The organism is Billgrantia antri (assembly GCF_019430905.1).
Classification (GTDB): domain Bacteria; phylum Pseudomonadota; class Gammaproteobacteria; order Pseudomonadales; family Halomonadaceae; genus Halomonas; species Halomonas antri.
The window spans coordinates 40,925-53,973 of record NZ_JAHYCA010000010.1 but is presented as its reverse complement, the minus strand read 5'-3'; the positions used below and the strand labels follow the sequence as shown (position 1 = coordinate 53,973).

At 65.4% G+C, this 13,049-nt stretch carries 11 protein-coding genes; 7 read left to right on the top strand and 4 right to left on the bottom strand.

Annotated elements, in window-relative coordinates; genetic code table 11:
• Positions 1-57 precede the first annotated feature (57 nt).
• The gene (locus KPL81_RS20320; RefSeq protein ID WP_219793674.1) at positions 58-1,773 is read right to left on the bottom strand and encodes a DEAD/DEAH box helicase; all 1,716 of its coding nucleotides are present in this window, start codon (positions 1,771-1,773) and stop codon (positions 58-60) included.
• Between the two features lie 441 nt (positions 1,774-2,214).
• Between KPL81_RS20320 and KPL81_RS20315 the strand changes: the two genes are divergently transcribed.
• On the top strand, positions 2,215-2,670 hold the full coding sequence (locus KPL81_RS20315) for a YaiI/YqxD family protein (protein WP_219793673.1): 456 nt from the start codon (positions 2,215-2,217) through the stop codon (positions 2,668-2,670).
• A 9-nt stretch (positions 2,671-2,679) separates the two neighbouring features.
• On the opposite strand, the gene KPL81_RS20310 is transcribed toward KPL81_RS20315, so the two are convergent.
• Positions 2,680-3,681, bottom strand: a complete 1,002-nt coding sequence (locus tag KPL81_RS20310) for a LacI family DNA-binding transcriptional regulator (protein ID WP_219793672.1) — start codon at positions 3,679-3,681, stop codon at positions 2,680-2,682.
• A gap of 368 nt (positions 3,682-4,049) precedes the next feature.
• On the opposite strand from KPL81_RS20310, the gene KPL81_RS20305 reads away from it, so the two are divergent.
• The 5 genes from KPL81_RS20305 to KPL81_RS20285 all read left to right on the top strand — a co-directional run bounded on the left by KPL81_RS20305 (position 4,050) and on the right by KPL81_RS20285 (position 9,854).
• On the top strand, positions 4,050-5,105 hold the full coding sequence (locus KPL81_RS20305; protein ID WP_219793671.1) for a sugar phosphate isomerase/epimerase family protein: 1,056 nt from the start codon (positions 4,050-4,052) through the stop codon (positions 5,103-5,105).
• Positions 5,106-5,122: 17 nt separating this feature from the next.
• Entirely contained in the window at positions 5,123-6,283 is a 1,161-nt protein-coding gene (locus KPL81_RS20300; RefSeq protein WP_240549418.1) for a Gfo/Idh/MocA family protein, read from the top strand.
• On the top strand, positions 6,280-7,794 hold the full coding sequence (locus tag KPL81_RS20295; protein WP_219793670.1) for a sugar ABC transporter ATP-binding protein: 1,515 nt from the start codon (positions 6,280-6,282) through the stop codon (positions 7,792-7,794). The genes KPL81_RS20300 and KPL81_RS20295 overlap by 4 nt, the downstream gene beginning before the upstream one ends.
• 1 nt (position 7,795) lies before the next feature.
• Positions 7,796-8,791 carry an ABC transporter permease gene (locus KPL81_RS20290; RefSeq protein WP_219793669.1) on the top strand — a complete coding sequence of 332 codons (996 nt, stop codon included), beginning with the start codon at positions 7,796-7,798 and terminating at the stop codon, positions 8,789-8,791.
• 94 nt (positions 8,792-8,885) lie between these two features.
• Positions 8,886-9,854, top strand: coding sequence for a substrate-binding domain-containing protein (locus KPL81_RS20285; protein WP_219793668.1), 969 nt, complete (start codon positions 8,886-8,888; stop codon positions 9,852-9,854).
• A gap of 51 nt (positions 9,855-9,905) precedes the next feature.
• On the opposite strand, the gene KPL81_RS20280 is transcribed toward KPL81_RS20285, so the two are convergent.
• On the bottom strand, positions 9,906-10,910 hold the full coding sequence (locus KPL81_RS20280) for a glutathione S-transferase family protein (RefSeq protein WP_219793667.1): 1,005 nt from the start codon (positions 10,908-10,910) through the stop codon (positions 9,906-9,908).
• Positions 10,911-11,172: 262 nt separating this feature from the next.
• Positions 11,173-12,072, bottom strand: coding sequence for a LysR family transcriptional regulator (locus tag KPL81_RS20275; RefSeq protein WP_219793666.1), 900 nt, complete (start codon positions 12,070-12,072; stop codon positions 11,173-11,175).
• Between the two features lie 112 nt (positions 12,073-12,184).
• Between KPL81_RS20275 and KPL81_RS20270 the strand changes: the two genes are divergently transcribed.
• Entirely contained in the window at positions 12,185-13,033 is an 849-nt protein-coding gene (locus tag KPL81_RS20270) for a pirin family protein (RefSeq protein ID WP_219793665.1), read from the top strand.
• Positions 13,034-13,049: the final 16 nt, after the last annotated feature.

Here is a 13,049-nt window from a genome sequence, read left to right as displayed (position 1 = left end):
CTGGGCCTTGTCTTCTTCAGCGATTTCAGCGTTCGCCGCTAGCGACGAACGCAGCGCTTAGGCGCTGGTGCGACGACGCACCGGCGCGTCGCCATCCTCGCGGCGACGGCGCGGGGCACGCTCGGGAGCACCGCCATCCTCGCTGATCTCCAGCGGACGACCGGCGACGCGGGCGCGAGCCATCTTGGCCAGGATGCTGGGCGGCAGCGAGCTGGGCAGCTCCACCACCGAGAAGGCGTTGCGGATGTCGATGCGGCCGATCCGCGAACCTTCGATGCCGCCCTCGTTGGCCAAGGCGCCGACCAGCTGGCCCGGCTTGACGCCGTCCTTGTGGCCCACGGCAACGCGGTAGCGGGTCATGCCCTCGCTGGGGCCGCGGTCACGACGCGGCGGCTTGCCGTCACGCGAGGCAGACCGCTCACCACGGTCGGCACGCTCCTTGCGCGGCGCCTGCAGGCGGCCGATGGGCGCCTCGTCGGCACGCGCCAGGGCGGCAAAGGCACAGGCCAGCTCGACCGGGTCGTGACCTTCCGCCACCAGTCGCTCGACCAGGGCGCGCTGCTCGTCGGCGCCGGCGGTCAGGGTACCGATAATGCGCTGGTGGAAAACCTCGTCACGGTGAGCACGGATGGCGGCCTCGTCGGGCACCGCCATTTCGGTCATACGCTGACCGGTGGCCTGCTCGATCCAGCCCACCTTGCGGCCTTCACGGAAGCCGACGAAGGTGATCGAAATGCCGGTACGCCCAGCCCGGCCGGTACGCCCGATGCGATGGGTATAGGCTTCGCTGTCCTGGGGCAGGTCGTAGTTGAAGACGTGGGTGATACGCGGCACGTCGAGGCCACGGGCGGCCACGTCGGTAGCGATCAGCACGTCGACCTTGCCGCGCTTGAGGCGCTGGATGGTGCGCTCGCGCAGGCTCTGGTCCAGGTCGCCGGAGAGACTGGCCACGTTCACGCCACGGGCGGAGAGCTGCTCCATCAAGGTGGTGCAGGCGGCACGGGTACGCACGAAGACGATGGCGGCATCCACCGGCTCGACCTCGAGGATGCGTGCCAGCGCCTCCAGCTTGGCGCCGCCGTCGACGCGCACCAGGCGCTGCTCGATGTTCTCGCCGGTGGTGGTGCGCGACTCGATGGCGACCTTGACCGGATCGACCAGGTAGCGGTTGACGATGCGCTCGATTTCGGTCGGCAACGTGGCGGAGAAGAATACCCGCTGGGCTTCCTTGGGCGTATCGGCGACCACGCGCTTGACGTCGTCGATGAAGCCCATGCGCAGCATCTCGTCGGCTTCGTCAAGTACCAGTGCGGAGAGGCCGTCGAGCTTGAGGCTGCCGCGGTCGAGGTGATCGATCACCCGGCCCGGCGTGCCGACCACCACCTGGGCGCCACGCTTGAGTGCGCCCAGCTGTTCACGATATTCCTGGCCACCGCACAGGGTCGCCACTTCCAGGCCCTGCAGGTTCTGGCCGTACTTGGTAAAGGAGACGGCCACCTGCTGGGCCAGCTCACGGGTCGGCGCCAACACCAGCACCTGGGGCTCACGCCGGGTCATTTCGAGACGCGACAGCAGCGGCAAGGCAAAGGCTGCGGTCTTGCCGGTACCGGTCTGGGCCTGGCCCAGCATGTCACGCCCTTCCAGCAGTGCCGGAATGGTCTGCGCCTGAATCGGTGAAGGAGTTTCGTAACCCAGTGTTTCAACGGCAGCGAGAACGGCAGGCAGCAGAGCAAGATCGCCGAAGCTCGGCGAGGCGACAGAAGTCGAGGTCATCAATCACACCTTGGTAGGCCGGCACTCGCCGGCAAATCACATTGAGGCATCCCCGACGCAAGCCCATGGCTGGTCGGTGGCCCTGTCATCGCTGGCCCAACACGGCCTGGACAGGACGGATCACGTTATCGTGGGATGCCGGTCGCACCTGGCATCCGGTTCACGCCATCGGGCGGGAACCGCTGTGGCGACCTTTTTGCGCCGATGTCGCCCGGTTGGCGGCATCCTGTGGCGCTCCATCTTCACATCTCGGACGTTGCAGCGTTCGCTGTCGGTCTCGGTGATTGCCTCTCGTATGCGCGGCATACGGAGCGAATCGTCATGATGGCGGGGTCAACACATGCGAGGAGCGCGCATGCTACCATCGATACTGGTTCCATGACCAGTACTTTCAACGCTACGATCACATAATGCCGATACTTCCGCGAGGAGCCCTCCCGAATGCCCACCTTATGGGTCGATGCCGACGCCTGCCCCAAGGTCGCCCGCGAGATCATCGTCCGCGCCGCCGAGCGCACCACCACCCCGGCCTGGTTCGTCGCCAATCATGCGATTCCCCTGCCGCCCTCTAAATGGGTCAAGTCGCTGTCGGTGAGCCATGGCTTCGATGCCGCCGACAACGAGATAGTGGAACGCCTCGAGAAGGGCGATCTGCTGATCAGCTCCGACCTGCCGCTGGCCATGGAGGCCATCGACAAGGGCGCCGCGGTGATGACCACTCGCGGCGAGATGCTCGACAAGAACAACATCCGCACCAAGGTTCAGCTACGCGACTTCATGGAGACGATGCGCTCCAGCGGCGAACACACCGGCGGGCCCAAAGGCTACAGCGACACCGACCGGCGCGAATTCGCCAATGCCCTGGACCGCTGGCTGGCGAAGCAGCACGGCAAGTAGTCTCTCCGTTCAGGTGGCTGACCGTCCGGTGCTCTTGCGCACGATGAGCTGCGTGCTCAGCGTCTGCCGGCGCACCACACTCTCCCCCGCCAGGAGGCTCAACAGCATGCGCATCGCCTGCTGGCCGATCTCGTGGCGGGGCTGGCTGACGGTGGTCAGCTCCGGCTCGCAGTACTCGCTGAAGCCGATGTTATCGAAGCCCACCACCGAGAGGGCCTCGGGCACGCCAATACCGAGCTGGCGTGCCGCCTTGAGCACGCCGATGGCCATCTCGTCGCTATGACAGAAGATCGCGCTGGGCCGGTCGGTACCTTCGAGCAATGCCAACCCCTGCTGATAGCCGGAACGAAAGCCGAAATCGCCCTCCACCACCCGCGCCGAACCCGAAAGCCCCCGGGCGGCCAGCGTATCGCGATAGCCGCGGGTGCGCTCGCGACAGATAGGGTTGCCGACGGGACCTGAGACCGAGGCGATACGCTCGTGGCCCAGCGAGGCCAGGTAATCGATGGCGTGGGCCGCAGCCTGGTAATTGTCAATGGCAACCGTCGGCAGGTCGATATCCGCAAAGAACTCACAGGCCATGACCAGCGGGGCATTCGCCCGGCTGACGGCACGCCTGACCAGCGCATGGGGAATGTCGGAGGTCAGCAGGATGATGCCGTCGGCCTGGTTGGTCGGCAGCAGGCTGAAGTAGGCCTCCGCCCTGGCTGGATCGCGCTCGCAGTCGCCGACCAGCAGCTGATAGCCGGCCTGATGGGCCACCTCCTCCATGCCGTTGATGATCTCGGAGAAGAAAGGGTTTGAGATATCAGGCAGCAGGGTGACGATCGTTCGCGACTCGGCGCGGCGCAGGTTGCGTGCCGCCACGTTGGGAGCGTAGCCAACCTCGGCAATGGCCCGCGCCACGCGCTGCCGCGTGGCCTCCGTGACCTTCTCGGGGCTGGCCAGCGCCCGCGACACGGTGGCCGTGGAACAGCCCGCGGCCTTGGCGACATCCTTGATGGTGGGCATGGAAAGCGTTCGCCTGGAGAGGATTCGTTCGCCTTATTGTGAGTTTCCTCTCCTTGACATGTAAAGCGTTACACCATCTCTCACTGGTCGAACTCACACGGTGCGGTAATGCTTGGGCCAGCAGGAACCGCTCGCCCATCACCCTTTAGTCTAAGAAAAGTCTCGCTTTCGCCAAGCAAAACCTGACAACGAAGCCCGCTGCCAGCGCATTCCCACTCATTACCCGGCCACTGCCCAGCGCTTCGATGCCCCTTGACCGCGCCTTGACCCTTGGTGTCCTTGCTGCTGCAATGTAATCCATTACATTTTCAGGCCTCTTCAGGCGGGCTCCCGCCCGCACCCGACAAGACCGACAAACGAGGTGCTCGATGAAGACCATCAAGGGGCCGGCGCTGTTCCTGGCCCAGTATGCCGGCGACGAGCCGCCCTTCGACAACCTGCGTGACATTGCCCGCTGGGCCTCCAGGTTCGGTTTCGAGGGGGTCCAGATCCCCACCTGGGAAAAGCGCCTGTTCGATCTGGAACGCGCCGCCGAGAGCCCGGAATACTGCCAAGAAATCCAGGCCGTGCTGGCCGAGTACGGCCTGGCCATCACCGAGCTCTCCGCCCACCTGCAGGGGCAATTGGTGGCAGTGCATCCGGTCTACGACAGCCTGTTCGATGGCTTCGCGCCGGCCGAGCTGCACGGCGATCCCGTTGCTCGCCAGGCCTGGGCCGTGGAGCAGCTCAAGCTCGCCGCCCGGGCCAGCGCCAACCTGGGGCTGAGCGCGCTGGGCACCTTCTCCGGCGCGCTGCTGTGGCCCTTCCTCTATCCCTTCCCCCAGCGTCCCGCCGGTCTGGTGGAAGAGGGATTTGCCGAACTGGCCAGGCGCTGGCGGCCGATTCTCGACGTTTGCGACAGCGAAGGCGTCGACCTGTGCTTCGAGATCCACCCAGGCGAAGACCTGCACGACGGCAGCACCTTCGAGCGCTTTCTCGCCGAAGTCGACGAGCATCCACGCTGCTGCATCCTCTACGACCCGTCGCACCTGGTGCTGCAGCAGCTCGACTACCTGGCATTCCTCGACCGCTATCACCGCCGCATCCGCATGTTCCACGTCAAGGATGCCGAGTTTAATCCCACCGCCCAGCAGGGCGTCTACGGCGGCTACAGCTCCTGGGTCGAACGCGCCGGACGCTTCCGCTCGCTGGGCGACGGCCAGGTGGATTTCAAGGGCATCTTCTCGCGCCTGGCGCAGTACGACTTCGCAGGCTGGGCGGTGATCGAGTGGGAGTGTGCCCTCAAGCACCCCGAGCAGGGTGCCGCCGAGGGCGCCCGCTTCGTCGCCGAACACATCATCCGGGTGACCGATCGCGCCTTCGACGACTTCGCCGATGCCGGCACCGATCGTCAAGCCAATCGTGCCCTGCTGGGGCTCGACTGACCTCGAGGAGAGCGGATATGAATTCCATACACCGGGAAACGCCACGGCGCCTGCGGCTGGCCATGGTCGGCGGCGGCCAGGGCGCGCTGATCGGCGGCGTGCACCGCATCGCCGCGCGCATGGACGATCGCTTCGAGCTGGTCGCCGGCAGTTTTTCGTCGCAGCCCGAACGCAACCGCGCCACGGCCCGCGAGTTGGGGGTGAACGATGCTCGCTGCTATGCCGACTATCAGGCCCTGCTCGCCGGCGAAGCCGAGCATGAGGACGGCGCTGAAGTCGTCGCCATCGTCACGCCCAACCACCTGCACTTCCCGATGGCGCTGGCCTGCCTGGAAGCGGGCAAGCATGTGATCTGCGAGAAGCCGATGACGCTCGGCGTTGACGAGGCCCAGCAACTGGCCCAGGCGGTGAAGCGCAGCGGCAGGCGCTTCGTGCTGATGCACAACTACGTCGGCTACCCGCTGGTACAACATGCCCGCGAGCTGGTGGCGCGCGGCGAGCTGGGCCGCCTTCGCAGCGTGCACGTGGAGTATGTGCAGGAGTGGCTCAGCGAAGCCCCCGGGGCGGACAACCGCCAGGCCGCCTGGCGCCTGGACCCGGCCAGGGCCGGGTCGGCGGGTTGCCTGGGCGATATCGGCGTACACGCCTTTCACCTGGCCCAGTTCATTAGCGGCCAGCGCGTCAGCGAGGTCAGCGCCGAGCTGTTCACCGCCGTGGCGGGGCGCGAGCTGGACGACAACGTGCACGCCCTGCTGCGCTTCGCCGGCGGTGCCCGAGGCATGCTGTGGGCCAGCCAAACCTCTCCCGGGTTCGAGAATGGACTCAGCATCCGCGTGGTGGGCGAGAAGGCCAGCCTGCGCTGGGCCCAGGAAACGCCCAACGAACTCCACTTCGCCCCGCTCGACGGCCCGGCCCAACGCCTGACGCGCCGTGACGACCGCCTCGGCGCCGACGTCGCCCGCGGCATTCGTATCCCCGGCGGCCATCCTGAGGGCTTCCTCGAGGCGTTTGCCAACCTCTATCAGGCGCTCGCCGATGATCTCGAAGGCACCGAGATGACGTGGCTGCCGGGCGTGGACGATGGGGTCGACGGCATGCGTTTCATCGCTGCCACACTCGCCTCGAGTCGCGCCGCGGGTACCTGGACTCCGCTGCAGGACAAGGGAAACCAGCCATGAGCCATCCCGTCCTGCGCCTGGAAGGCATCGGCAAGGCCTTCGGCCCGGTCACGGTGCTCGAGAATATCGCCTTCGATCTCGCCCCGGGCGAAGTAGTGGGCATCCTCGGCGAGAACGGCGCAGGCAAGTCGACCCTGCTCAAGATCGTCAGCGGCGTGTATACACCCAGCGCCGGCCGGGTGATCCTCGATGGACAGACCTTCAGCGCCCTCGACCCGATCACGGCACGCCGCCACGGCGTGGCGATGATCCCCCAGGAGTTCAACCTGGTCTCGACCCTGCGGGTCTACGAGAACGTGTTCCTCGGCCAGGAGCTGCGCCGAGGCGCCCTGCTCGACCGCGCCCGAATGCGTCAGCGCACCCGCGAGGTGCTGCATTCGCTGGCGGTGGAGCTCGACCCCGACCTGCCCATCGAGCGGCTCAGCGTGGCCGAACGCCAGATGGTCGAAGTGGCCCGGGTGCTGGTCCACGATGCGCGCATCGTGATCCTTGACGAGCCCACCACCGTGCTGACCGACCGCGAGGTCGCGGTGCTGTTCGACGTGATACGCGCGCTGGTCGCCAAGGGCGTCGCGGTCTTGTTCATCTCGCACAAGCTCAAGGAGATCAGGCAGCTCTGCGATCGGCTGCTGATCCTGCGCGACGGACAGCAGATCGAGCTGTGCCCGGCCGGCGAGCTCAGCGAGGAAGAGATGGCGTGCAAGATGGTGGGACGCGAACTGTCGCAGCTCTTTCCCGACAAGCGCGGCACACCGGGCGAGGCAGCCCTGCGGGTGCGCGACCTCGGCGTCGCCGGCCTGCTTCACGACATCGACTTTACCCTGCACCGCGGCGAGGTGCTGGGGCTTGCCGGGCTGGTCGGTTCGGGGCGCACCGAGATCGCCGAGACGATCATGGGTCTGCGGCGCAAGAGCACGGGCAAGATAGAGGTGGACGGCAAGCCGCTGGCCATCGACTCGCCGCGCGCAGCGCATGCCCATGGCCTGGCTTACCTCTCGGAAGACCGCCAGGGCAAGGGCCTGGTGCTGCCATTCAACGTGATGGAGAACATCACCGCCCTGAGCCTGCCGCGCTACGTACGCGGGTTGATACGTCACCGTGCCGAGCGCCGCTGTGCCGAAGCGTACCAGCAGCGCCTGGCGATCAAGGCCGCACGGCTCAGCGAACCGGTGCAGCTACTCAGCGGCGGCAACCAGCAGAAGGTGTACCTCGCCAAGCTGCTGGACATCGACCCCGAGGTGCTGATCCTCGACGAGCCCACGCGCGGCATCGACATCGCCACCAAGCAGCAGATCTATCGGCTGATCCGCTCGCTGGCCGAGCAAGGCAAGGCGGTGATGGTCATCTCCTCGGAGCTGGAGGAGATCATCGGCCTGTGCGACAGGGTGCTGGTGATACGCGAGGGGCGCATCGCTGCCGAACTCGACTACGAAGAGATCAACGAACGGGACATCATGCTCTATGCCGCCGGTGCACGCCAGCGCGGCCAGGCAGGTGCCGAGGTGCATTGACATGAACGACGCTTCGAACTCCAAGCCGATGGGGCAACTGGGCCTGCAGCGACTGCGTCGGCTGCCGCTCAACGCCACCATCCTGGCGCCGCTGCTGGCGCTGATCATCCTTTTCGTACTCTCGTCACTGGCCAGCGAGTACTTCTTCGACGCGCGCAACATTTCCAACGTGCTGCGCCAGGTCTCCTATACCGGGATCATCGCCATCGGCATGACATTCGTGATCATTGCCGGCGGCATCGACCTCTCGGTGGGCTCCATGGTGGCCCTGGTGGGGGTGCTGCTGCTCTATGTCGTCAATGCCATTGCCGACCCCCTCCAGGGCGTGCTCCTCGGCATGCTGGCCGCGCTGGTGGCCGGCTCGCTGTTCGGCCTGTTCAACGGCCTGCTGGTCACCCGAGGACGAATGGCCGCCTTCGTGGTGACGCTGGCCAGCATGTCGATTTTTCGCTCGCTGGCGCTCTACCTCACCGATGCCGGCGAAGTGACGACCCCCAACCCGCTCTTCTCCGAGATAGGCGGCGGTTATGTCCTGGGCCTGCCGATTCCGGTATGGACCTTCTTCGGCCTCGCCGCCATCGCCCATGTCCTGCTGTTCCACACGCCCTTCGGGCGTCATGTGTGTGCCGTGGGCGCCAACCCGCAGGTGGCCCGCTATGCCGGCATTCGCGTCGAACGGGTGGTGCTCAGCACCTTCGTGATCGCCGGGATCTGCGTGGGTCTCTCCGCCATCATGCTGAGTTCGCGGCTCAACTCGGTCAGCCCCAGCGACGCCGGCTATTTCTACGAGCTCGACGACATCGCCGCGGTGGTGATTGGCGGCACGGCCCTGTCCGGCGGGCGCGGCTCGGTGTGGGGCACGGTCATCGGCGCGCTGATACTGGGGATCATCAACAACATGCTCAACCTGACCGGGGTCTCGCCCTACCTGCAGGGCCTGGTCAAGGGAGCCGTGATCCTGCTGGCGGTGCTGCTGCAGTACCGACGCACCGGCTGACTGGAGCCGATGGCCGGCGGATGAGAGCGCCGTGCCGTCATCGCTGGGTATGCCAGCCCATTCGTTCGACCACGATGCAACGGGAGTGACAACAATGACGATAAAACGCGTTCTCAAGCAAACCGCGCTGACGGCCGCCCTGGTGGCCACCCCGCTGGCGGCCAGCGCGGAGGAGTATCACATCGGCGTGACCGTACCCTCCGCCGACCACGGCTGGACCGCAGGCTTGCTGTGGTGGGCGCAGCATGCCACCGAGGAACTGGCCGAGAAGCACGATGACGTCAGCTTCACGGTACTCTCGGCCAGTTCGGGCACCGCCCAGGTCTCGAACGTCGAGGATCTGATGATCCGCGACCTCGACGCCCTGGTGATCCTGCCCCACAATCCCGCCACGTTGCAGCAAGTGATCACCGAAGCCTACGAGTCGGGCATCTACACGGTGGTGGTCGATCGCGAGCTGGAAGAGCCGAGCCAGGACGTCTTCCTCGCCGGCGACAACCCGGGGCTGGGTGAAGTGGCGGCCCGCTACATGGCCGAGGAGCTCGGCGGAGAAGGCAATATTCTGGTGCTTGAAGGCCCGCCCATTCCGATCAACTCTCAGCGCGTCGAGGCCTTCAATGCGGTGATGGCCGACTATCCCGACATCAACATTCTCGATTCCCAGGCCACCGACTGGAATCCGCAGAAGGCCCTGAGCGTCACCGAGGACCTGCTCGGCAGCAATCCTCAAGTCGATGCGATCTGGGCCGGCGACGACGACGTGCTGGTCTCGGCACTGCGTGCAGTGGAAGAGAATGAGCGCGACGACGTCAAGCTGATCGTCGGCGGGGGCGGCTCGCAGCAGGTCATCGAGATGATCCGCAACGACCATCCGGTGGTTCGCGGCACGGTGACCTACCCGCCCAACATGATCGCCTCCGCCATCGCCCTGGCCGTGCACGGGGTGAAGGGCGAGCGGCTGGGCGACATGTATCACGGCGTACCGTCGCGGGTAATCCTCGCCGCCGACCTGATCACCGGCGGCAACGTCGAGGAGTTCTATCAGCCCGAAGCCGCCTACTGAGCGAGCTCCACTGTGCGGCTCCGCCGCTCCTATCAGGAGCGGCGAACTCGGTCAGCGTTTCCGGCGAATCCCCTGCCCCGGCAGCCGCTCACGGTCGTGCGGCCGCGTGAAGTCGAGCAGCGGCCCCTTGGGCACGATGCGGGTCGGATTGATGGTGTCATGGCTGTAGTAGTAGTGGCGCTTGATGTGGTCCAGGCTTACCGTCTCGGCCACGCCCGGCCACTGATACAGCTCGCGCAGGTAGTGCGACAGATTCGGGTAGTCCTCGATGCGTCTGAAGTTGCACTTGAAGTGGCTGTAATAGACGGCATCGAAGCGCACCAGGGTGGTGAACAGGCGCACGTCGGCCTCGGTGAACCACTCGCCGGCCAGGTAGCGGTTATCGGCCAGGCGCGCCTCGACGCGGTCGAGCGCTTCGAACAGTGCCGTCACGTGCTTCTCGTAGACCTCCTGCTCGGTGGCGAAGCCCGCTTTATAGACGCCGTTATTGATGTGCTCGTAGACGTCATCGTTGACCGTGTCGATGTTTTCTCGCAGATCCTCAGGATAGAAGTCGAGCCGGTTGCCAGTCACCTCGTCGAAGGCCTCGTTGAGGATGCGTACCAGTTCGGCAGACTCGTTGTTGACGATCCGCCCCTCCCGCTTGTCCCACAGCACCGGCACCGTGACCCGTCCGGTATAGTGCGGGTCGGTCAGGGTGTAGAGTTCGCGGTGGTACTCGACGCCATTGACCTGATCGCCGCTCGCCCCCTCGTGCTCATGGTAGCTCCAGCCCTGGTCGAGCATCAGTGGACTGACCCATGAAACGCCGATCAGGTCTTCCAGCCCCTTGAGCTTGCGCATGATCAGTGTGCGGTGGGCCCAAGGGCAGGCCAGCGAGACATACAGATGGAAGCGCCCCCCCTCCGCCGGTACCGCCCGCTGCCCTTCGGGCCCCGGGCTGCCGTCACGGGTGACCCAGTCGCGCAGCTTGGCGGACTCTCGCACGAACTCGCCGCCGTGCTTCTTGGTGTCGTACCACTGGTCTTGCCACTTGCCGTCGATCAGCAGGCCCATCATGTCCTCCGGATTCAGAAATGTCTGACTAAGGAAGCTCTGAACAAATCGACGAGCGAGATGAAGCGCAAGGCGCACGGAGCACAGGAACCGGAGCCTATGGGGTATAGGTGAGGATTCCGACGGTCCGACGCTTCGGCACCGCGCAACGCAGCGATTCGCTCGCGCAGGCATTTGTGCAGTGTTTCCGTAGCAGGTTAAACCGATTTGCTTGATGCTCAAGCGCAGTTTTTCCGCCCCTCACATCGAAAAAAACGAAAGATCACGCATCGCTCGGACATTCACTCGCCACGGCGTCCTTGAGCGCCAGGGCCATGGCATGGGTTGCGGGGCCCGCCCGGTCACGATCACGGAAGATCATCTGCATGGGTACCTCGCGGAGGCCACCGGCAGACAGAGGCAGTGGATGCAGCACCCCGCTCTTGAGGTCGTCATGAATGCGCGTCTCGGGCAGCCAGGCGAAGCCCAGCCCGCGACGGATCATGTCGATGGAGGTCTCGAGATGGCTCACCGTCCAGCGCTGCTCTGCCTTCAGCCACCCGGCATCCATCGACTGGCGCAACGCCGAGTCGCGCACCACCAGTTGGCGGTGACGCTGCAGGTCGCGCAGGTCGAGTTCGCGCTTCAGCGCGTGCAGCTCATGGTCGCGATGCGCTACCGCGATGAAGCGGACCGTCACTAGCGGCTCGCCGAGAAAGCCCTGTGCCGCCAGGCCGGAAATGGCCAGGTCGGCACGGCCGTCATAAAGCATCTCGATACCGCCATTGAGTACCGTCTCGTGGAGTTGAACACGCACATGGGGGTAGGCGGTGGAGAACCGGCTCAGTGCCACCGCCAGGGCGCCGGTGGGAAAGATCTGGTCGACCGACAGCACCACCTCGGCCTCGAGCCCTTCGGACAAGCGCCCGGCGACATCCTCCAGCGCTTCGGCGCTTTCGATCAGTTGTCGAGCCCGGCGCAGCAGCATCTCGCCGGCCTCGGTCAGGCGCACCTGACGTCCAACCGGTTCGAGCACCTGCACGCCGAGCTGTTGCTCCAGCTTGTGAACGGCATGGTTGAGGGTGGAGGGGCTCTTGTGGACTGCCTCGGCGGCACGCGCGAAACCCCCATGGTCGACGACTGCCGCAAGCATCTGCCACTGGGCCAGGGTGACACGAGACATATTCGACTTCCTCGAATGAAAGCTGCAAAACGTTGCGCTTAATTTTCGAAAAATACGGTCTAGAATGCCACACATATCCACCCAGTCAGAACCATGTGGGAGACCGCAGACCATGGTCGCCAGCCCCAACTTTCGCCGCATCGAAGGCCTGATCCAGAGCCACCCCAGCCAGGATGGCGACGGCGTACACATTCAGCGCATTCACCGCTTCGACGGCGAACTCGACCCCTTCCTGATGCTCGACGAGCTCGGCTCCGACCGACCCGACGACTATATCGGCGGCTTTCCGCCGCATCCGCATCGCGGTATGCAAACGCTGACCTACATCCTCCATGGCGGAATCACCCATGAGGATCACCTGGGCCACAGCAGCACCATCCAGGCCGGCGATGCCCAGTGGATGCACACCGGCCGTGGCATCGTGCATTCCGAAATGCCGCTGACTGACAGCCAGGGCCTGCACGGCTTTCAGCTGTGGCTCAACCTTCCGGCGCGGGACAAGATGAGCGAGCCACGCTATCGCGACGTGCGCAGCGACGAAATGCCACGCTTGGAGTTGCAACAGGCGGTATTGATCGCCTTGGGCGGGAGCTGGTCATCCGTAGCGGGCGAGCGAATTTGCGGCCCGCTGGAACACTTGGCTGGAGAGGGCGCCATTGCCCATGCGCTTATCGAGGCCGGCGGCGAGCTGATGCTCGAGGCAGGCAGCGAGACGCTGGCGGTTTACGTCTTCGAGGGCAACCTGCAGATCGCCGGCGAGAGCGTCGCGGCCGGCCAACTGGCGCGGCTGGGAAGTGGCGACACACTGGCTCTCGCCAGCCGGGAAGGTGCGCAGTGCCTGCTGCTCGCCGGTACACCTCACCGAGAGCCGATCGCACATTATGGGCCTTTCGTGATGAACCACACGCACGAGATCGAACAAGCCCTGCGCGACTATCGCAACGGCAGCTTCACGGGCTGACCCTGGCGCCTATTTA

Bases quoted from the DNA above. Each gene is read 5' to 3' on its own strand.
- KPL81_RS20320 (WP_219793674.1), bottom strand. From the start codon at position 1,773: ATGACCTCGACTTCTGTCGCCTCGCCGAGCTTCGGCGATCTTGCTCTG.
- KPL81_RS20285 (WP_219793668.1), top strand. From the start codon at position 8,886: ATGACGATAAAACGCGTTCTCAAGCAAACCGCGCTGACGGCCGCCCTG.
- KPL81_RS20295 (WP_219793670.1), top strand. From the start codon at position 6,280: ATGAGCCATCCCGTCCTGCGCCTGGAAGGCATCGGCAAGGCCTTCGGC.
- KPL81_RS20290 (WP_219793669.1), top strand. From the start codon at position 7,796: ATGAACGACGCTTCGAACTCCAAGCCGATGGGGCAACTGGGCCTGCAG.
- KPL81_RS20300 (WP_240549418.1), top strand. From the start codon at position 5,123: ATGAATTCCATACACCGGGAAACGCCACGGCGCCTGCGGCTGGCCATG.
- KPL81_RS20310 (WP_219793672.1), bottom strand. From the start codon at position 3,681: ATGCCCACCATCAAGGATGTCGCCAAGGCCGCGGGCTGTTCCACGGCC.
- KPL81_RS20275 (WP_219793666.1), bottom strand. From the start codon at position 12,072: ATGTCTCGTGTCACCCTGGCCCAGTGGCAGATGCTTGCGGCAGTCGTC.
- KPL81_RS20315 (WP_219793673.1), top strand. From the start codon at position 2,215: ATGCCCACCTTATGGGTCGATGCCGACGCCTGCCCCAAGGTCGCCCGC.
- KPL81_RS20270 (WP_219793665.1), top strand. From the start codon at position 12,185: ATGGTCGCCAGCCCCAACTTTCGCCGCATCGAAGGCCTGATCCAGAGC.
- KPL81_RS20280 (WP_219793667.1), bottom strand. From the start codon at position 10,910: ATGGGCCTGCTGATCGACGGCAAGTGGCAAGACCAGTGGTACGACACC.
- KPL81_RS20305 (WP_219793671.1), top strand. From the start codon at position 4,050: ATGAAGACCATCAAGGGGCCGGCGCTGTTCCTGGCCCAGTATGCCGGC.